Annotated in this window: 21 protein-coding genes and 3 pseudogenes; 17 read left to right on the forward strand and 7 right to left on the reverse strand. The window is 36.0% G+C overall.

The annotated features are described in order from the left end of the window. Window positions 1–170: 170 nt before the first annotated feature. The 10 genes from HDCHBGLK_RS08930 to HDCHBGLK_RS08975 all read left to right on the forward strand — a co-directional run bounded on the left by HDCHBGLK_RS08930 (window position 171) and on the right by HDCHBGLK_RS08975 (window position 8,425). Window positions 171–410 (forward strand): P-loop NTPase family protein, encoded by a 240-nt coding sequence (locus tag HDCHBGLK_RS08930; protein ID WP_004608370.1) that lies wholly within the window; start codon window positions 171–173, stop codon window positions 408–410. 224 nt (window positions 411–634) lie between these two features. Next, a complete protein-coding gene (locus HDCHBGLK_RS08935; protein ID WP_039910045.1) occupies window positions 635–922 on the forward strand; it encodes a type II toxin-antitoxin system Phd/YefM family antitoxin in 288 nt (95 codons plus the stop codon). Then, a complete protein-coding gene (locus tag HDCHBGLK_RS08940; protein WP_004608368.1) occupies window positions 906–1,223 on the forward strand; it encodes a type II toxin-antitoxin system RelE/ParE family toxin in 318 nt (105 codons plus the stop codon). The genes HDCHBGLK_RS08935 and HDCHBGLK_RS08940 overlap by 17 nt, the downstream gene beginning before the upstream one ends. 536 nt (window positions 1,224–1,759) lie before the next feature. Further along, a complete protein-coding gene (locus HDCHBGLK_RS08945; protein ID WP_004608366.1) occupies window positions 1,760–4,303 on the forward strand; it encodes an FtsX-like permease family protein in 2,544 nt (847 codons plus the stop codon). Beyond that, window positions 4,300–4,977 (forward strand): ABC transporter ATP-binding protein, encoded by a 678-nt coding sequence (locus HDCHBGLK_RS08950; protein WP_004608365.1) that lies wholly within the window; start codon window positions 4,300–4,302, stop codon window positions 4,975–4,977. The genes HDCHBGLK_RS08945 and HDCHBGLK_RS08950 overlap by 4 nt, the downstream gene beginning before the upstream one ends. Before the next feature lie 22 nt (window positions 4,978–4,999). Further along, window positions 5,000–5,365 carry a hypothetical protein gene (locus HDCHBGLK_RS08955; protein WP_050755157.1) on the forward strand — a complete coding sequence of 122 codons (366 nt, stop codon included), beginning with the start codon at window positions 5,000–5,002 and terminating at the stop codon, window positions 5,363–5,365. Between the two features lie 531 nt (window positions 5,366–5,896). Beyond that, on the forward strand, window positions 5,897–6,160 hold the full coding sequence (locus HDCHBGLK_RS08960) for a CD3324 family protein (RefSeq protein ID WP_004608363.1): 264 nt from the start codon (window positions 5,897–5,899) through the stop codon (window positions 6,158–6,160). A 165-nt stretch (window positions 6,161–6,325) separates the two neighbouring features. Then, window positions 6,326–7,048: a hypothetical protein gene (locus tag HDCHBGLK_RS08965; RefSeq protein ID WP_004608362.1), complete on the forward strand. Its 723-nt coding sequence runs from the start codon at window positions 6,326–6,328 to the stop codon at window positions 7,046–7,048. After that, a complete protein-coding gene (locus HDCHBGLK_RS08970; RefSeq protein WP_004608361.1) occupies window positions 7,014–7,634 on the forward strand; it encodes a CatB-related O-acetyltransferase in 621 nt (206 codons plus the stop codon). The genes HDCHBGLK_RS08965 and HDCHBGLK_RS08970 overlap by 35 nt, the downstream gene beginning before the upstream one ends. Before the next feature lie 338 nt (window positions 7,635–7,972). Then, window positions 7,973–8,425 carry an RNA polymerase sigma factor gene (locus tag HDCHBGLK_RS08975; protein ID WP_004608360.1) on the forward strand — a complete coding sequence of 151 codons (453 nt, stop codon included), beginning with the start codon at window positions 7,973–7,975 and terminating at the stop codon, window positions 8,423–8,425. Between the two features lie 157 nt (window positions 8,426–8,582). Here the strand turns inward: HDCHBGLK_RS08975 and HDCHBGLK_RS08980 are convergent. Continuing rightward, window positions 8,583–10,181, reverse strand: a pseudogene (locus tag HDCHBGLK_RS08980) (transposase); the annotation flags it as partial. 159 nt (window positions 10,182–10,340) lie between these two features. Here HDCHBGLK_RS08980 and HDCHBGLK_RS08985 point away from each other — a divergent pair. Beyond that, complete coding sequence (locus HDCHBGLK_RS08985; protein ID WP_004605805.1) at window positions 10,341–11,912, forward strand: Mu transposase domain-containing protein; 1,572 nt, start codon at window positions 10,341–10,343, stop codon at window positions 11,910–11,912. After that, on the forward strand, window positions 11,913–12,677 hold the full coding sequence (locus tag HDCHBGLK_RS08990; RefSeq protein ID WP_004605804.1) for an ATP-binding protein: 765 nt from the start codon (window positions 11,913–11,915) through the stop codon (window positions 12,675–12,677). It begins immediately after the preceding gene. A gap of 74 nt (window positions 12,678–12,751) precedes the next feature. On the opposite strand, the pseudogene HDCHBGLK_RS20265 reads toward HDCHBGLK_RS08990, so the two are convergent. Then, window positions 12,752–12,919: pseudogene (locus HDCHBGLK_RS20265) on the reverse strand (transposase); the annotation flags it as partial. Window positions 12,920–13,211: 292 nt separating this feature from the next. Then, a complete protein-coding gene (locus tag HDCHBGLK_RS09000) occupies window positions 13,212–13,538 on the reverse strand; it encodes a helix-turn-helix domain-containing protein (RefSeq protein WP_050755153.1) in 327 nt (108 codons plus the stop codon). 130 nt (window positions 13,539–13,668) lie between these two features. Here HDCHBGLK_RS09000 and HDCHBGLK_RS09005 point away from each other — a divergent pair, with 130 nt between their 5' ends. From HDCHBGLK_RS09005 to HDCHBGLK_RS09020, 5 genes are all read left to right on the forward strand, one after another. Then, window positions 13,669–14,238: a hypothetical protein gene (locus HDCHBGLK_RS09005; protein WP_004608022.1), complete on the forward strand. Its 570-nt coding sequence runs from the start codon at window positions 13,669–13,671 to the stop codon at window positions 14,236–14,238. A gap of 502 nt (window positions 14,239–14,740) precedes the next feature. Then, a complete protein-coding gene (locus HDCHBGLK_RS09010; protein ID WP_039909930.1) occupies window positions 14,741–15,451 on the forward strand; it encodes a LytR/AlgR family response regulator transcription factor in 711 nt (236 codons plus the stop codon). 9 nt (window positions 15,452–15,460) lie between these two features. Further along, on the forward strand, window positions 15,461–16,771 hold the full coding sequence (locus HDCHBGLK_RS09015; protein WP_004608020.1) for a sensor histidine kinase: 1,311 nt from the start codon (window positions 15,461–15,463) through the stop codon (window positions 16,769–16,771). A gap of 31 nt (window positions 16,772–16,802) precedes the next feature. Then, window positions 16,803–16,952, forward strand: coding sequence for a hypothetical protein (locus tag HDCHBGLK_RS18795; protein ID WP_004608019.1), 150 nt, complete (start codon window positions 16,803–16,805; stop codon window positions 16,950–16,952). A gap of 65 nt (window positions 16,953–17,017) precedes the next feature. Beyond that, window positions 17,018–17,464 (forward strand): hypothetical protein, encoded by a 447-nt coding sequence (locus tag HDCHBGLK_RS09020; protein WP_039909928.1) that lies wholly within the window; start codon window positions 17,018–17,020, stop codon window positions 17,462–17,464. A gap of 71 nt (window positions 17,465–17,535) precedes the next feature. On the opposite strand, the pseudogene HDCHBGLK_RS20270 reads toward HDCHBGLK_RS09020, so the two are convergent. The 4 genes and pseudogenes from HDCHBGLK_RS20270 to istA form a co-directional block, all read right to left on the reverse strand. Next, window positions 17,536–17,757, reverse strand: a pseudogene (locus HDCHBGLK_RS20270) (ATP-binding protein); the annotation flags it as partial. 141 nt (window positions 17,758–17,898) lie between these two features. Next, window positions 17,899–18,141 (reverse strand): hypothetical protein, encoded by a 243-nt coding sequence (locus HDCHBGLK_RS09030; RefSeq protein ID WP_004604852.1) that lies wholly within the window; start codon window positions 18,139–18,141, stop codon window positions 17,899–17,901. Further along, window positions 18,134–18,907: an ATP-binding protein gene (locus HDCHBGLK_RS09035; protein WP_004605482.1), complete on the reverse strand. Its 774-nt coding sequence runs from the start codon at window positions 18,905–18,907 to the stop codon at window positions 18,134–18,136. The genes HDCHBGLK_RS09030 and HDCHBGLK_RS09035 overlap by 8 nt, the downstream gene beginning before the upstream one ends. Next, window positions 18,900–20,432: an IS21 family transposase gene (gene istA / locus HDCHBGLK_RS09040; RefSeq protein ID WP_004605483.1), complete on the reverse strand. Its 1,533-nt coding sequence runs from the start codon at window positions 20,430–20,432 to the stop codon at window positions 18,900–18,902. Before istA ends, HDCHBGLK_RS09035 begins: the two co-directional genes overlap by 8 nt. Between the last annotated feature and the right edge of the window lie 73 nt (window positions 20,433–20,505).

Raw genomic sequence — 20,505 nt, forward strand, 5'->3', positions numbered from 1 at the left:
TTTTGTCATACCCAAAAATAGATTAGTTAAATAATTTAAAAAACCTGCCAAAAAATACTTGACTTTTGTTAGCAGGTTTTTGTGAAGAAATAGTTTCTCGCTTGTCTGTAACATGGACCGCGTTTTAGCCAGAAACGCTTCCTTGCTTCTGTGCTGAGGATCGGCAGAACGTGGGAGTCTATGGTGTAACAGCAGCTGGAAAATCCTATTTTCTGCCTGCCTGCTGTGTGGAAGCCTGCAGGCTGAATTATCGCTGTAAATTCGTAGACTATTGTGATCTGTTGGATGAATTGATTGTTCTTAATCGTCTGGAAGATCTGAGCCGTTACAGAAAACGGATTCGGTATTATGCCAGAATACAGCTTCTGTTTATATATGACTTTGCAATCAGTCGTTACTCTGAGGAATAACAACTGGTTATATAGTTCTTATAGAGCGCTCATAGCCAGTATAAATTTATCCAGAGGAGCAAAATACGCTTCTCTGGAATAAAAGAAAGCGACCGTTGAAGATGGCCCTGAGTGGCCGCTAAATACGGCTATTTGCATTTTTCTGTAATGCTGTTGACTTTGTTGTATGAAATGAGTATAATATGGTTAGAATATTACTACCACTAATTCAAGGAGGTGTCGTTATGAATATTCGTCCATCCGCAGCAATCAGACAGAATTACAACGAGATTGCCGATATGTGCAGAAAAACCGCAGAGCCGATTTTCCTTACCAAGAATGGCGAGGGAGATTTGGTTGTTATGGATATTGAAACCTATAACCGCAGGGAAAAGATGTTAAAACTCCGTGAGGAATTGCTTGCGGTTGAGGAGGACAGGATGCACGGCAGCACGGGATATTCTGTCGGGGAAGTCGCTGCCATGATGCGTAGTGCAATCAAGGAGGCGGCAGGCCATGGAAAAACAGAATAGGTATCGTGTTATCGTGTCAGAACGGGCGACACAGATGCTTGTTTCTCATGCTGCATTTCTGGCGCAAGTCAGTCCAGAAGAGGCAGAAAGGCTGACGGCAGAATTTGAAAAGACAGCAAATTCACTAGAAACCATGCCGCAGAGATGTCCGTGGCTCACAGGGGAATATATCCCAAGAAACGCCTATCGCTTTATCCTGTTTGAGAAACGGTATATGATAATCTTCCAAATCGTAGATGATATTGTCTATGCGGATTATGTAGTGGATTGCAGGCAGGATTACAGTTGGCTCATACGGTAACAACAGAATAACCAGAACGGAAATCGTCACTTAAAACAGGTGGCGATTTTTCTTATAGGAAATTCCGATTTTAAGGAATAGAAAAAAAGGACAAGAGTTTACCGAATATATGTTAGATAAACTCTTGTCTGGGTATGACGATGAGACGACACGGCTTAGAAGATATAAAAACCTTCCACGCCAGCCTCGTCATCAAATAAGTCGTCTTCATTTAAGAAATAATCCTGTGCACTTGTATTGCCAATGCCTGTTATATCCTGGATTGTACTTATTTGTATGGATAGAAACAGAAGCACTATTATACGAATGTTTTTAAGAGTTATCAAACAAATTAAATTAATGGATTTTTAAAAAATTGAAAGAATATTCTAAATATTATATACTTTTATTGCAAATTATTGTATAATATCTCATATATTAAAATGAGGGGCGTGATATGTATGGCAAAATAGAACTGGAAGAACTGGAATGTGATAAGAAACTATAAACTTACTAAGTCTTTCATTTAAACCCGATATTGGAAGAAAGGCGTGCATATGCGTAAGAAAGTATTTAGAATTTTATGTATCATTTTTTCGGCAGGGGTTTTTATGTCTGTTTTTTATCCGTGGACGGTGCTGAATGGTGAAAGCTATACTATTATAGAGTTCTATAAACAAGCAGTTTTTGACAAACAATTATATACCATGGCAGATATGGGAGGAAGCGTTTATCTTCTTCTGATATTTTTGATTTTTCCTATGGTGGTAGGGATTCTTTCTGGAGTCAAAGCAGTATTGCTGGTATTCAGGAAAAATTACTATTTGTTGGGAGAAATCATTAATATATCAGAATTGATCAGCGTTGCCGCCTTTTTTGCATTTCAAGGATATGAATTGTTAACAGCTCCTTTTTTTCAAGCAATTTTTGTATTTCTTGAATTTATGATGGAATGCTATTTGTCGGATGTTGATCGTTTTACTAATGAATGGGAAATTCATAAGATTAAAAATCGGACGGAAAAAGAAGAGAGGAAACAGAGACTTGCATTTCCCGGGAATTATGATAGAAGGTTACGAAAAATTATTCGAAAAGATGCATTACATCCTTCGAAGGCGGTTGTTTTAGTATGCATCGGTAATGGAATCCTTCTCGGGTCAGCATTTGCTTTATTTGCAGTGAAAGAACAATTTCAGAAAAACTATAGCGCAAAGGCTGTTCTTCCTACGGAGGGGCTAAATGGAATTTTGACCAATGGACTTCTGGTTATTACTATTTTTTATATCTTTTTTGCAATAGCAGCATTTTTTAATTATGTCCATAATCATCAAGAAAGAAGAAATTTGTTCTGGACTTTGGGAAGTAGAGAAAGACTTAATAGTATTGCATGGAAAATGGAATATGAGTTTATGATTGTATTGTCAATGATTCCGGGCTATATCATTGGTGTAGGAATTTACAATCTATTAAGGGTGATGTTGAAAAAGGAACTTGGTGTATTGATAGATGGAAGGACTCAACTTCAGCTTTACTTTTTATCAGGATTATTATATCTGTGTTTATCGGGAGTAATTATTTGGCTTTCATCAATTTTGTTGCGAAAGGAATTGCGGGGAGAAAAAAGAAATATCAGGAAACTTTCGACTCCTACGAAAGGTGTTGCTGTAATTACGGTTATGCTATCGTTAGGCTATCTGGTCTTTTCTATCGGAAGATATATGCAGAGAAGAAATGGGGAAAGTTTAAACATCTTTGTGTATGGTATTATATTAGGTGGTATATGCGTTTTATGTTCCATTCGACTTTTGGAGAGTTTGAATAGAAGAGGAAAAGCGCAAAACTTTCAAGTACTTTTAGATAAAATTCCTATGCAAAGCGGTTTTTTTAAAGAAGCAGGCCTTCAATCTGTGGTTTTTGCTTTCCATTTTATTTTCTTAGGATTTTTGTCTGTAACTATGGCCGGAAAACTTTCAGCACCTTCACCGGACACATTGTTTCCGCATGAGTATGTTTGTATGGCGTATCCAGAAGATGAAGAATTATTCACAGAATTGAGAGATAAAAATCTGGCAGATGTAAAGTCATATCCGATGATCAGGGTTACATCCGTACAGGGAAATCCTACGGATTGGATCGATATTGCTAATAACTATTATCGTAAAATTATCTGGCCTCAGGGACAGCATATAGGAATCTCCAGAAGTACTTATGAAAGCTTATGTACAGATGAAAAAAAGAATATATCCAACTTCACATTGTCTGAAGATGAAATTTATGTAGTTTATCAGGAAGATTGTTCTGTAAAGGCCCATCCTTTGGAGTGGTATATGAATAGAAGGACACCTTTTATCAAAGAAGGGCAGCCGCTTCGTTGGTATAATCCTTTTGCTAGAGAAAATTATTATCCGCCAAGAAAAGTGATTGGGCAGGAGAGAAAAGTTTTAACGGGAGTATTTGAAAGAGGAATCCAAGAACATATTGTTGTATTTTCAGACGATTACTTTAATCAGCTGCATGATGTGGACGGGCCATCCGTTTTGTACTTCGTTGATTGTCTAGAGAAAAACAAAAAAGAAGTAGAGAAAGTACTTTCTGTTTTTGCATCTAGGCATATGGAAGATTCCTCATGGGATCGTTTAATTCAACCTTATTACAGCAAAACAGAAAAGATTACAGATATGGAAGCAGAGAGGAAATTAGAACAAATATCAACTTCGATAGAGATGTTATTATCAGTTTTTTGTGTATTTATTTTCTGTTTTATAAAAATAGAATTTGAACAGGAAGAGAAACAAAAGAGATTTCAGACATTATTTTGTCTCGGAATGCATAAAAAACAAGTCAAACACAGTCTATGGAGAGAAATTTGTCGGTTTATATCGCTGCCATTGATTTTTGCATATACTCTTGCAACTGTAGTTGTAACTTTTATATGGAAAATGCGATTTGTAACGGGAGCAGAAAGTAGAAAACTCTGGATGACTCTTATTATTATTTGGACAATATATCTTTTGTTGCAAATGCTGTTAACTTTCGTATTGTACCGGTATCAATTAAATAATTTGAATCTGAAAAATGGCGTGAGGGGGAGAAGAAGATGAAGATTGAATTGAAAGACATCAAAAAATCATATCAAATTCCCGGACAAGATGAATTTAAAGTATTGAAAGGAATCAATTTTTTAATTTCTCAGGGAGAATATATTTCAATTATCGGACGCTCTGGTTGCGGAAAAACTACTTTATTAAAAATAGTTGGTTTATTGGACATACCAACCGAAGGAGATGTAATTATTGATGGCGTAAAAGAAAAAGAATTGTGGAATGATGAATTGGCAGATCTTCGTAGAAGAAAACTTGGATTTATATTTCAAGACTATTTTCTTTTGGAACATCTCACGGTACTTGATAATATGATTTTGCCAGCTCTTTTGGATAAGGCAGAGGAGAAAAAGTCATTAGAGCGTGCGGAAGAATTAGCAAATTATTTACAGATTGACAATAGGCTATTGCTTAAATACCCTAAAGAACTTTCAGGTGGCGAGAAGCAAAGGGTCGCAATTGCAAGGGCGCTGTTTAATGATCCGGATATCCTTTTGGCGGATGAGCCCTCAGGGAATCTGGACGAACAGTCTAAGAAAAATGTAGAAAAAATATTTAAAGATCTCCATGAAAATATAAATAAGTCAATTCTTTTAGTGACACATGATTTGGAATTTGCCAAGTGGAGTGAAAAATGTTATCAGTTACAAAACGGGGTGTTGGTTAAAGGATAAATATAAATAAGGAGATAAGAATGTGATAGAAAAGCCATTTATTCACTTGTTTAAAACTACAAAAGGTCAATATTGTTATGATGTTAATAAAGATGAAATCATACAATTGCCAGATGATGTTTATATGTATTTAGCTGGGAAAGGAGAAAAAACAGATTATGTAAAAACTTATATAGAACAGTTGTACGAAAGGGGCTATTTAAAGTCAAAACGAGTTATAACAACTAAACATCCTGCAACCGATTACTTGTCTTATTATTATGACACAAAATTAAATTTCTTAATTTTACAAGTAACACAAAATTGTAATTTGAGATGTGAATATTGCGTGTATTCCGGAAATTATCGAACACGGTCTCACAACAATAAAAGGATGTCATTGATTTAGCTCAAAAAGGAATAGATTTTTTGTATCAACATTCTAGAGAAAGTACAAGAATTATAATTGGATTTTATGGAGGCGAACCTTTATTAAAATTTGATTTAATCAAAAAATGTGCTTTTTATATAGAAAAATTGTTTTATGGGGAAAAAAGTAATATTTACAATTACAACAAACGCAACATTATTAAAAGAGTCTATTGTAGAATTTTTTGTAGAAAAAATTAATGGAGAATTTAAGATATAAGAAAACATTATTGTCAATTTTATAAAAATAATATTAGTTTTAATACAAGTATGAAAAAGAATTTTTTGATTGGTTGATAGAAAATTATGATTGTGCTACACTAAATTCAAGCAGATATTTTTTTTGAAAAAAGAAAGAAGTGATTAAGATGTGCATAAATGAAAAAAGGAAAAATGATGTTTTCCTCCATGCAAAGCCAGTAGATTGCGACATTTGCATGGAGTAATCATAGTCGCAGAATAGAAATGCTGGCTTTGCTACTTGACTATCACATCAAGGAGGAAAGTCCGCATGAAGTATTTTAATGCAAAACTGATTCTTCCAGACGCATTGGTAAAAGAATTACAGAATTATGTTCAAGGTGGATATATCTATGTTCCTATCGAACAGGAGCAGCAAAAGCGTTGGGGAGAAGTTTCCGGCTATCGGCAAGAATTGGAACAACGGAATGAGCAAATAAAAAGAGAGTATCAGAATGGCATTTCTATGGAATGCCTGTCTGAAAAATATGGTTTATCTTTCTATGCTGTTCGGAAAATTATATATCAGAAATAACCGTAAGGGGCTGTGTTTTACAGCCTCTTATTTTATACAGATTGGTTTGTACTGTATGGTGTATAGAATCTCTACCATAATGGCGATAAAATAAAAGAAAGACATAAGATAGTTTTATGAAAGGTGAATGTTATGTGTACTAGATTTGTTTATCGTGGAGATGATATGATTACAGGGTTCAATCTTGATATTGACCTCTCTGTATGGAAACATAAAGTGATTGAAGAAAAGGAGCGTTTCTATATCGGAATTTTGCGACCAGATGGAACGTATCATTCTTATCATGGAGTTAATAAAAATGGAAATGTTGGGACGTTATTATATGTACATGGAAACCCTGCCGGAGCATATCAAGACTGCCCAAACTGTATGACGATTGCAGATTTGACGGAGCAGTTTATCAAAGCACAGATTTCTTTTGATGAAGTGCTTCAAATTTTAAAGTCAAAGAGGATTACCTATGCGCCGGACGCTACTATGCAGGCGATGTTATCAGATGTTTATGGACGCGTGTTGATAATCGAGCCGGGGATTGGATATTGGGAAGAACATAAAAGATATTCCTTAATAACGAATTACTCTTTGATGAATCCGGAAAGTACAAAAAATTTTATTGTGCAGGGCGATAACCGATACGAAAGAGCTTTGCAATTATTAGACAGCTATAAAAATGATTTTTCAATCTCTGACGCATTTGCATTGCTTCATACTGTTCGGCAAGAGGGTGAATGGGCTACTAGAGTTTCATTTGTTTACTCTGTGAAAGAACAGGCAGTATGGTATGCAGAGAATAACCACTTTGAACATATTACAAAGTTTGTGTTTCCGTCAGAGCAGCAGGAAAGGAGTAGTCATGCAGCAGAAAATCTATCCTCGTTCAAAGGATAAAGAAACGGTTTATCTGCAAAATGTTATTACCAATCCTAATATCATAGTTGGAGATTATACGATATATAACGATTTTGTCAGAGAACCAAGAGATTTTGAAAAGAACAATGTTTTGTACCAATATCCAGTTAATAAAGATAAACTGATAATCGGAAAATTTTGTTCCATAGCATGCGGAGCAAAATTTATTTTCAATAGCGCAAATCATACGTTATCTTCCTTGTCAACCTACCCATTTCCTATCTTTTTTGAAGAATGGGGATTAGATGTAAGGAATATTACGAAAGCATGGGATAACAAGGGGAATATTGTTATTGGGAATGATGTTTGGATTGGTTATGAAGCGGTCATTTTATCAGGCGTTACGATTGGTGACGGTGCAATTATTGGAACGCGTGCAGTTGTTACGAAAGATGTTCCACCTTATACAATCGTTGGCGGTGTACCTGCACAGACGATAAGAAAGCGCTTTTCACAAGATACGATTGACACTTTGTTAAAAATAAAATGGTGGGATTGGTCTAAGGAGCGTATTACGCAACATATATCCGAGATACAGTCGGGAAATATTGAACATCTGATATGAATTGCCGGACGACGGCAAAAGAAAAAAGCCGTCGTACAGCAGATATTTTCATGCGTCTATGAAGCGGTGGCTTTGATTTTCAGAGCCGCCGCTTCTTTGCGTTTACTCATTATATTCTGAAAAACTACGGCGGTATTGAGGAAGTGCTGTCGTACCCGTTTTTTTGCTTACATGGTGCTCTTAATTTATCAAAAAACTGTATCTCGCAACAGACTAAGTATGCCTAGCAAATCATTTAGTGTGTGTTTGTATCGAATAATCTTCAAATACCCATGAGTTTTTCTATTGTATAGGTATTTGTTGCAATAATCCTTACTGGGAAGAAAGGGGGTGAAACAATGAACGATTCAGAGCAATACAAAGAGCATATCGAGTACACTTTTGCAGCCTTTTGTAAAGTTGTTCTCCGCAATGCTTCCCTGTCTGCTTATCGGGATATTGCCAGGCGTCAGAAACGGGAAATATCCCTTGATTATCTCATGGAGGGAAGGTATTACAATCCGTCTACAACAGACAGCTATTTTGCGAAGCAAACAAGTTCGATGGAATTGATTGTGTGCGGCGAGAGAATCGTAATAGAAAATGAACGATTGGCAAAAGTATTTTCCGGTTTACCCAAGCTGCGGCAGGAAGTTTTGGTACTGTATTTTTTCTTTGGATATACGGATAAGAAAATCGGAGAAATGTATGGGAAAAGCCGCACGACAGTAAACTACTGGAAAATTGCAGCACTTAAATATCTAAGAAAAGAAATGGAGTGTAAATTACGGTTGAATGGGGATGTCGGTTAATACCGATTTTTAAACTCTAAATCCTAAAATAAGAATCTCCCATAAAAATCAGTGTTTTTCATACTTGATATTCTGTGGGAGATTCTTATTGTTCTTTTTCTGTATATATTTTAGGGCGCAAAACACCCATAACTGCATTTTTGAACATGCACATTTTTTAAGCCGTCTTTTCCTCGGTTTTTCCTTCGAATTTTTTAATCTCATCATGAAGAAAACGATGATATTTATTCATGTTCCGACCAATGGCATACAGCATGAATTCTTTATACACCTTCTCTGACGTTCGGTAGTTGAATCTTCGGAAACTATCATTTCCCTTGATATCTCCAAAATGTCCTTCTGTCTGGATGGAACGGATCTGACGATTTAGAATCCCTTTCTCACTTTGGATGTTTGCATGGGATTCCTCTTTCAATGTTTCCCCTTGTTCATTGATCTTCATAACTTTGTTTTTCTCAGCATCTTTTTCTGCGTTATATTTATATAAGCATTTCGCTTTGTGTTCACAACCACTACAGTCTGCACATCCGTATACCTCAAAAGTCTGGGTATAACCCGGCTGTTTTTTGGTCTCTGTGCGGATATGATGCAATTCTCTTCCGTCATGACAAACATAATACCGTTCATCCTCAAATATCTGTGTTTTCATGTTGTAATATTTTCCAATATCTTCTCTGTAAGCGCGTGTTTTCCGTTTTTCATGATCCTGCAGCTTGATGTAACTGGATATCTTATTTTTCTTTAAATACAGAAGATTTTTCTCGCTACAATAACCGCTATCTGCGGTTACTTCTTCCAAAATCTCCCCAAATGCATTTTTATGCTTTTCTAAAACCGGAATCAGTGTGTTATAGTCTGTCCGGTCATTGCTTACATAAGCATGGACAATGAAATAATTCTCTACTGCGATCTGAACATTATATGCGGCTTTTAACTGTCCGTTCAGCATGTGATCTTCTTTCATTCTCATAAAGGTGGCTTCTAAATCTGTTTTGGAATAGCTGTTCCTGTCCTTTCCCATGATCTCAAAACATTCTTTGTATCCCATAAGGCGTTCGCCGCAGGTTTCTAATTCCTCATAAAGCTGCTGGAGCTCCGATTTCCTCTTCCCTTTTCCGTAAACAAACGCAATCTGTTCCTTCTCTGCGATCTGAGTCAGATTTTTCTGAAGTTTCAAAATCTCCAATGGGGAACAGTTGTCAATCTCGATGATCGTATTATTGGACAACTTTTTATGTTTTGTCAGTTTCCGCTTCCGGTTCTTTTCAATGACATCTCTTACCTTATCCATTCCTTCGATCACAAACATATGTGCATGGGGAATGTCATATTTTATGCCATACTCATTTTCATCTATCCATGCATTATACTTCTGATACAGTGAATCAATCATATCGAGTAAGCCTGCGAGATGATAATTGATCGTCCCTCTCCACACAAATGTATAGCGGTTTGCATTGGCCTCTATTTTTGTTCCATCAATAAAAAGGGATTTCAATGTGATCAGTCCTTCTTTTTGCAGGCGGCGGAGAAACTGGTAATTCAACTCATCCAATACATCTGCAGTCAGTCTTTTATTCTTGAACTCATAAAAAGCATCCCTTTTTGGTTTCTGACCTTTGGTAAGCCAGATAAATGCAAGGTCTCTTTCGCATAATTCCACAATACGGTCAACAGCTCTAATCCCACGCATGTTTGCGTAAGTAACTACGGCATACATCATAATTGGGTTATACCCGGTTCTTCCCTTATCTGAACAATTGGCTGCAAATTCCGGTCGAACGGTACGCTAATTCCAATATTATCGGTATGTGCATTCTGATATAACGGTATGAACTTTCTGCTCGAACGGTACGCCTTTCCTTTATTATTGTGATGTAACTATTATTCATCACAGTGTAAAGGAGGAGCAATTATGCACGACTACACTACTATCATAGGTGTCATAGAACTAAGACTTAACAAGATCAGCTATGACAATGTTCAGAAACGATATCGAATTGGAAGAAGCGGAATCTCACTGATTATGGAACGCTATCGGGATTCTGGATTATCATTGGATGATTTAAAGCAGATGCCGGCCGAAAAGGTGGTCAATCTGATTTATCCCAAGGATAATCTTCGCCACAAAAACATTCCGTTGCCTGATTTTCACCAAATTCATGAGAACATGATCCAAATGGGAAAGAATGCAGACCTTGGATTTCTGTGGATCGAGTACAAAAAGAAAAATCCTAATGGTTATCAGCTATCACAGTTTTACAAACTGTATAGAGACTTTCTGGTAAATACTTATGGATCCACAAAAGTATCCATGCCGGTTGAACGAATTCCCGGTGAAAAGATGTACATCGACTGGGTAGGTGATCAACCAGAGCTGCTTCTGGATCCTTCAACTGGAGAACTCAAGAAAGTACACATTTTTGCAACAACTCTTGGTTTCAGCAGTCTTGTTTATGCAGAAGCCTTTCCAGATGAAAAACTGCCACATTTTATCACTGGTACCGTACATGCATTATCTTTTTACGGTGCTGTTCCCAGATATCTTGTGCCGGATAATCTGAAAACGGCTGTTACCCGACATAATAAGGATGAGCTTGTATTACAGACGGCTTTTTCAGATCTGGAAACTTTTTATGATACAATCATACTTCCACCACCGCCGCGCAAACCAAAGGGAAAAGCAACGATTGAAAATCATGTTCGCTTTCTGGAAATCTATTTAGTCGAAGAACTTAAGAAAAATACCTATACCTCGCTTGAGGCTTTAAATGATGCTACAAAAAGAATTGTAGAGGACATCAATCAGCGACCATTTCAGAAAAAATCAGATATCCGTAAATCAAGGATAACTGGATTTGAAAAGTATGACAAACCGCGTATGAACAAGCTTCCCGGCGAGAATTACACGCTTTGTGATTATAAGTACTTTCTTAAAGTTCCTGATAATTATCATCTTGAATATGATGCCCACTACTACTCTGTATTGTATACCCAAAGAGGAAAGCCGGCAATTCTAAAGGCAACAATGGCAGAAATAAGGATCTGCGATGAGTACAACCGTCTGATCTGCCGACATCCGAGATCCTACAGGGATTTTCCGCTATATATCACAGATGACAGCCATATGCCGCAAGAACATCTTTATTATAAAGAGGTTAATGCCCATGATGGTGCTTATTATCGGCGGTGGGCATCTGTATACGGCGATTCTATGGTCACTCTTATAGATAGGATCCTGCGCAGTCCAAAACATGAAGAACAAGCTTACAACAGTTGTGCCGGAGTCCTTCATTCCTGTAAGGATGTGCCACACAGGCTCGTACAAGAAGCTGCGGATAAATGTGTAGAAGCAAATGCCTGCAAGTATTCTTATTTTAAAAAAGTACTTGGCATGGTCCAAAACAATCATTCTATTAATAACACAGCTGCATCAGGAACACTTCCTTCCCATGCAAATATCCGTGGAAAGGAGGCCTATAAATAAGTGAGAATACAAAGCGAAATCACATTGACACCGGAAGAACAGGCCCTGATTTCTCGACTGAAAAGTTTCAGAGTTCCGGAAATGGCACGTATATTGGAGGAACAGTTGAGAGATCCGAATGCGGATCTGAATACTTTTAAGGAACGTATGTCAGCGATGATCAATTCGGAATGGCAATCAAGGGCGGATAAACGCTTCAATCGTTTGATGAAAGAAGCTCATCTCAGGTATCCGGCTGCAGATCTTGATGAGACGATTTATCGTCCTGAGCGTCAGTTAGACACGCAGATAATTGAACGTCTGAGCACTTGTCACTGGATAGAGGAAGGAAAAAACCTGATTGTAACAGGTTCTTCAGCAAGTGGTAAAACGTATTTGATCAATGCTTTTTGCGTAACAGCTATGAAACAGTCCAAAAGTGTCAGGTATATCAAAGCGAACACTCTTATGAGTGAAATGGAACAAGCACGTATCAAAGCTACTAATCTGGATTATCTGAACAAACTTACGAAACTCGATCTTCTTGTGATAGATGACTTTGGCCTGATGGATCTTGATCTCGATAAATGCCGAGATCTTTTTGAAGTACTTGATACCCGTGATGGACGGAAATCTACAGTTGTGATTTCTCAATTTCCTGTCAGCTCCTGGTTTGATATGTTTGCAGATAACACTTACGCAGATGCCTGCCTTACAAGAATTACCGACAAGCATCATACATATCGTCTGGAAATGAATGGTATCAACATGAGAGAAACGGAATAAAAGATATCAATAGTATTTTGTACCGCTAAAAATGGAATAGCCGTTCCGCGCATGCGGAACGGAAATCCCATTCAACCGTAATTTACACAATTGGCCAACAAGCCAGAAAAATCTAATTCCTCCATCACTTTTTTCAGGGTATAGACTGGATTGTCGTCAGGTAAACACAATTCGAAGAAACTGAAGTTAATTTTCTGTTGCCCTAATTCAAAAAATTCGTTATAATACTTATTGTTTAGCATAGTTACATTATAACATGTAACGGAGAAGAGATGGTTGTCGTTAGCCATCTTTTTCTCTTTTATGGAAAAATTTCAGGGGCAGATGTGACCTGGTATGAGTCACATCTGCCCCTATTTGGAACTATCTATTTCCCGATAGCCCCTTGATAGCGTTAGTAAATTAAAATAAAGTGTCTTATATATAGTATATAGGGACTTTATAATAGAAATCTTACAAATATGAATAAATCCATGTCCTAAAAATATACATTTCATGGAAAATATAATGCAAAAAAATATTAATATGATACAATCAAGATAAGCGAGAAGCAAGGAATTCTATGACGGCAAGAATTTCATCTTGCTTTTGCGTTGGGAATTTTTTGATATTAATTTCAATTTTTTGAGAAATAGAATCAACTTCTTCTGTTTGATAATTAATTAAAAGATCGCAGAAAATTTCTTGACGAGCCACATGAAGCGCATCTGCAATTTCACAGGCAAAATCTACTGTGAGAGAAGAAGAACCATTTTCAATACGACTTATAAAACTAGGAGAAACATGAAGTTTTTCGGCAAGTTGATTTTGAGTAATACCTTGAGCCTTGCGAATTTCCTGGATACGTTGTCCTGTTTTCATAATGGCATTCATCTCCTTTCTTTGCTATATATTGTAACAATAATAGTAATAGAAATGAATTTACATATATGCAAACTATTTACAAATAGTAAATACGACTGTACTATTAAGGAAAAGGAGGTACGGTTGAATGTTTTATAATAAGGTTGAAGTAAAAGCCATTATTCTTGCAGTTTATAATATTGAATCATTGGGATTAAATAGTAGTAGAATTTTGTTGAAGAGTATTGTTTGGTTGTGTAAACAATATGAGACTACGAAAGAGAATTTATATCTAGAGAAAGCAATGTGGCATATATATGCATATTTAGAATTAGGTTATTCATATGAAACTGGAGAAAGAGAATTTAATATAGTATTGGAGTATTTACAACTGAACAGAGCGGATATTTTTCCTAAAAGAGAGTGGGAATATAAAAAGATCACTTTAACCAAGGCTAATGTGAATCGCTTATTAGGGAAATGGAACCCATATTTTCAATCAATGAAAATTAATGATGCAGTTGCAGATATTATAAAGAAAGTTCAGGATAAAGAATATGGGAAATATATTTATCATTGTGGGAAAGCAATAGAAGAATGTGAAGAAAATACGTTATGGGAAAAAACTTTTATTCTGTATGTAACAAAAGATGAGGCAATTCTTCAAGATATGAATAAGAGTAAATATTATATGCTTAAGGAGATACAACATGATTAGAATTGCAACTATCGGAGGTAGTATATTGGGCGTGAATCGATGTGTTTTTTTCTCTAGTTAAATATTTCTTTTTGTTAATGTAATGATTGTTCTGTGTGTGAGAATGGGGAGATGAGAAAATATTAATTGCAGGAGTAACTCTTTTATTTTTTTTAGTTAATGCAACAACAGATATGATTGCTGCAAGTGCATGTTTTGTTGATAAAAGGCTTTTTAATTTGCAATTCGAGGTCATATTCTTATAATTTAAGGGCAAAAGAAAGATAAGATGTTATAAATATGTTATATTATAAATATCGGAAAGAAATTAAAAAAAATGTGCGTAATCTTATTGGAAGAGGGACTCCTGGTTTTTCAGTGTATGAAAATTAATGATCTTATTGGTAAAATAGGAAATCATGAAGAGAGAGTACCTATCCATTAAGTTGTGTATAACCAGAATGAGTATACATTTTATGATGTTGTAAAAATAAATACTATATTTTTGAGGAAAAAAGTGAAAATGATTAAAATAGTTATAATAGATGATGAAGAAAATATATTAAATATTGTTGAAAATATTGTGAAAAAAGCAATGGAAAATAAAATAGAAATATATACATATCTAAGTGTGAAAAAATTTTGGACTGATTTTGAAGAGAAAATGGATTTTGACATAGTGATTTCAGATGTTGAGATGCCGGAAATTGGTGGAATTGAATTAGGGAAAAGGATAAAGGGGAAAAAGTCAGATATATATTTGATATATTTAACATCTTACTCTATGTATGCAGTTCAGAGTTATGAAATAGAAGCATATCAGTATATATTAAAAGAAAATATGCAGTATAGACTTCCAATAGTGCTCAGTTCACTGATTAATAAATTTGAAAAAGATAAAGATAAATTTAGGTTTATAGGAAGTCCTATGAATAAAGAAAAAATATATTATAAAGAAATTATATATATGTGTAAAGAAAAAACATCTAAGTATGTACGTTTCGTGACAACAAGAGGAATATATAAAGAACGGATAACATTAACACAGATTATAAAAGAATTAGGAAGTGCAGAATTCCTTTTAACAGAACGAGGTTATGTAGTCAATGTTAATCACTTGGATGGAATAAAGGAAAATTTGATTACTATGGATAATGGAGAACAAATTATTATAAGTAGATCTAATTTGAAAAGAGTGAAAGAGCAAATTAATTTATATAGAGGAAGATTGTAGAAGTGTATTATGATGAAGATGATACAAATGTGGATTGCATTTTTTGAAATATGGTTATGCTACCAATTTTTGTATGCTACAATTTTAGAACCAAAACTTTTAACTAAAAAAAATAGATTATTCGTAAATTTGAATATTATAATTGTAGGACTCTTATTAAGTATAAATAGGGAAATTCTGTTTTTTTCCTATAGTATGATGATATTTTGTGCATTGGTAATATGTATTAATCTATTTTTTATAGTTAAAAAAAATCCTTTTTTAATTACGAATCTCGTGTTTCTCTATTTTTTAGGTACATCTTTGTTGGACTTATTGTTTAGTTTTTGGGGGATGATATTTTTACAAACAGAATTTGAAGAGGCAGTTTATTGGTATGCAAACTCTTATTGGAAAATTGGAATTTTATTGTGTACAAGAAGTATAACAGGAATAATAGTTTTTTCTCTTGGAAAAAGTAGAGATAGAGAAATAGATATCAGAGAATTTCAAAATATTATTTTATCAGCGAATCTTGTGTTATTTGTGGTTATGAGAGGATATCAATTTGTTTTGGTAAACATGTCAAATGGTATATTACAAATGCGAGGAGATATTACTAGTTTTTCTCTTTTAATCATCATTGTTATTGTAATATTTGTTAGTAGGGCTTTTGTGAAAAGCAAGATGTTACAAAAGCAAAATGAAATGCTAAAGATGAGAGAAAAATTAAAAGAACAAAGTTATCAAGAGTTGCTATGTGTTTTAGAACAAAATCGCCAATTAATACATGATATAAAAAATCATATGATTATACTTCAAAGTCAAGAGAGAACCTATGATTACGAAGGGATTGCTAACTATGCAAAAGAACTTGAAAAAGTTTTTTTGAGAACAACAGAAGAAATATGGACAGGAAATAAAGTGGTTGATTTAATATTGAGACAAAAAAAATATTTGGCAGAAGAACGCAACATAGAGTTTTTTATTGAAACGATTTTTTTACCCCAATGGCCCTTCAAGGATAGTGAATTATGTTCATTGTTTGGAAATTTATTAGATAATTCGATAGAGGCATGTGAAAAAATAAAAAAAGGAAAGCGATGGATTAAAGTACAAGTAGAGAAACAGAACAGGTTATTATTTTTAGATATATCCAATTCCATAGAAGAAAAAATATTAGTGCGAGGAGGTAAATTAATAACTAATAAAAAGGATAAAGCAAATCATGGATATGGGTTAAAAGGGATCGAAAGAATTGTAAATAAGTATGAAGGAGAAATGTCTTATCAAGTAAAGGGAAATCTGTTTAAAATTATTATTACATTTTTTCTAAAATAATTTTTATAGTATGAAAGGAGGTTAGGATACAATGCAAGAAAAGCAAGAACATTATTTGGCAGGAGATTTGGAAGTGGAGTTAGAGGAATTTAAAAGTCTTGCACAAAATGAGGAGTATGCAGAAGGGTTTTTATCCACAACGATCAAATGTGGAACATTTTTAACTATTTATTGTTGCTAAAGGAAAAGGTAGAGTGTTTTACACTCTGCCTTTTATGATGATGTTAAATGATTACGGAGGATAATATGGAGAAGTATAGTACTTATTTATCAGAACGTAAATATTTATCTCTAAACGAATATGAGATTGATATTTATAAAGAAATATATTGGAAAAAGATGTTAGGGGATACAATATATGAAAAAGTTTTAACTTATCAAAAAAATATAAACGATTATTTGAGCGGAAGAACGTTTGATATTGAAACATTAGAAGTGAAATGTGAAGAGAAATTACTCGATTATTTGAAAAAAGAAGATGATAACAGAGAGGGTGAATTTAGACATAAGATATATTTTAAGGAATTTTTTTCCCGAGTTACAAATTATGGACTTACTAAACTTAAAAAAAGTGTAAAAAGGGAAGTTTTTACTGCAAAGAATTTACAAGATTTTAGGGAACAATTAGCCATACAGTTACAAACTGTTTGTATAAGAACATTAATTACACGTTTGCATGTAAATTACGGTTGAATGGGATTTCCGTTCCGCATGCGCGGAACGGCTATTCCATTTTTAGCGGTACAAAATACTATTGATATCTTTTATTCCGTTTCTCTCATGTTGATACCATTCATTTCCAGACGATATGTATGATGCTTGTCGGTAATTCTTGTAAGGCAGGCATCTGCGTAAGTGTTATCTGCAAACATATCAAACCAGGAGCTGACAGGAAATTGAGAAATCACAACTGTAGATTTCCGTCCATCACGGGTATCAAGTACTTCAAAAAGATCTCGGCATTTATCGAGATCAAGATCCATCAGGCTGTTTTTTGCAAGCACTTTTTGGAGAAAAATGCAAAATATTTTTGGAGAATGTTGCATCTCCAAATTGGAGAAAGTTGCAAGGCCTCGGCTGGCAGCTATTCTGCCAGCTACATAGCCATTGCAGACCATATTTAGTTGTTATAGCGTGAGATATGGAAACGGAAGTTCCGAGTTTTCATCTTCATGTGCATGTTCCCTGAAATAGCGGAACTCCTCATCCAGCTCTTTATAATGGATAAAATCATTTAGATATCTCAGATCTTCTTCTGCGCATCGGTGATCTTCTATGAGATCAAGAAGATAATCATTCATCTCCTCATAGCGTTCCTGAAGATTTTGATATTTTTTCTGTTCTTTGATAACTTTTTTATTTTTAGCCATTGTTACCTGCCTCCTGACTGCTGATTCTTGAAAGAGTTGCATTGATGCTTGATTCACGTAACCGATTATTGATCCCCGGGAACAGAATCAGTTCCACATGGTGGGTGAGCCTGCCAATCAGTGCTGTTGTCATCCGTTGGTCATAAAGAACGTTCACCCACTGTGAGAATTCAAGATTCGTGTTTAAAATCACCGATTTCTGCTCGTGTATCTCAGAAAGATAATCAAACAGAAGCTGTGAACCGGTGCGGTCATACGGAACATATCCGAATTCATCCAGAATCAGTATCCGGGCACTGTTAAGCTTCTTTTTCAGTGCAGTAAGCTTTCCGCTGCTCTGACTCTCGGAAAAGAGATTGATAAGTCCGGCAGTGCGGTAGAATCTTACCGGAATTTCCTGATTACATGCAGACATTCCAATCAGAATGGAAAGCATTGTTTTACCGGTTCCTGTTCCTCCATACATGATGACATTTTTTCCTGTATGATAAAACTCCAGGTCTAACAGGCTTTGGAAGCTGACGTCTTCCGGGAAATCTATCTCATCTGCCCTGAATTCCTCCACGCGGTATCTACGTGGGAAGCCGGCGGTATTGAGGAACTTGCTCTTCCTTTTTGCTGTACGGTATTCAATTTCGTTTGTCAGGAGGTTTAAAAGGTATTCCTGCGGTGTGTCTCCTTTCTGCTCGAAAGCCTGCCCTGCAAAGTTCGTGGACAGCTTGAGCTGTTTGCAGCATGCTGCAATGGATTTTTCTATATCAGCCATTTGAGACACCTCCCTTCTTAAGGGCGGCATCCAGCATTTTCAGATCATTTCTGAACGGAATGACCTTCTGCTGTGGCAGTAAAACTTTGTTTTCAAGCGGAGGCAGAAGCGGTACATCTGCATAGGTTCGCCTGTAAAGGCTCTGCAGACTGTCCGGATCTGTGGCATTCAGCCGGACTGCTTCGTCAACTGTTCTGACAGCACTAGCAAACCCGGTTCTTTCCGTAAGTTCTGCAAGCACCTTCAGGACACGTCCGCGTTCCTTGCTTTCGCAGTTATCCATGTATATCTGCATGGTTTGTGGCATCATGTCATATATGCCGCTGTTTCGAAGAGAACGGGGTTTCCTGGCGATATATGTAAGGTATGGCAGCCAGTCCATTCTTTCATGTTCATTGCCGTAAAGGCGCTTATGACGCACCACTTCGTGCATATCTTTGTCCATGACAATCACATCAGAGGATGTAATCTTGAGATTTACAATGGACTCACAGAAAGCCGGTGAAGCAGAATAACGGTGCTTTCCTGCGTCAAGAGTAAACTTTCCATATTTATCCGTTGTTGCCGTTGTGTAAAGTGCCGTATCAAACGGAACGGAAGGAAGCGGCAGTAAACGAGCCTTATCTTCTTCAAACAGTTTACTGATAAAGCGGTCATCATCGTCATCATAGTGCTCACGCTGCATATCGATTTCACAACGATCCAGAAGATGCTTGTTTTCTTTCACAAGATCATCAAAGCGGGGTACCGGTACAAGTTCGTTGCGGCGCAGGTAGCCAACCTTGTTTTCCACGTTTCCTTTTTCCCATCCGGATTCAGGATTCATAAAAACCGGCTTAATGCGGTAGTGTTCACAAAAGCGTTGAAACCGCTCTGTTACATTACGCCCGCCACCTTTGATGATTTCGGTAACAATGGTTCTGGTATTGTCAAACCAGATTTCCGTGGGAACACCACCGATGTGCTCAAATATGGCAACCAGTCCTTCCAGAAGACATTCCATGTTTTCGCCATAATTAAGCTGGAGGAAACCTCCGTTACTGTAGGGAAAACTGAGCACAAGGTACTTAGCCTCGTGATGAAGCCTGTCATTTTCATAAAAATCGGCTGTTCCAAAGTCTGACTGGGCTTCGCCGGGATGATGATTAAGAGGGATATAGCCATCGGTTCTTTTTAGCCGTAGTTCCTCTTTCTTCTGTTTGACGTATAAGGCAACAAGCCGATAACTGCAGCCGAAACCATCTGCTTCATCCTTGAGGCGTTTAAATACTCTTTTGGCTGTATGCCGTTGCTTTCTTGGTGCAAGCTTGTCTGCCTGCAGCCATTCATCAATCAAAGGTTTGAATGGGTCAAGCTTGGATTCGTGAACCTCTGATGATGCAGGTTTGGGAGATGGATTGTTAAAGTCCTCCATATCCACATATTTTTTGACCGTTTTCCAGTTAAGGCCGGTCTCAGATGCGATTTCAGAAATGTTCTTATCTTGCCGGTAGAACATATCTCTGATATGATGTATCTGATCCATTGTAGTTGACATTCTCCTTTCCTCCTTGTCTTTATTGTTTGGACTACAATAAAGATAAGGTTAATGGTTTTTG

It is taken from the genome of [Clostridium] scindens ATCC 35704, from assembly GCF_004295125.1.
GTDB lineage: Bacteria > Bacillota > Clostridia > Lachnospirales > Lachnospiraceae > Clostridium_AP > Clostridium_AP scindens.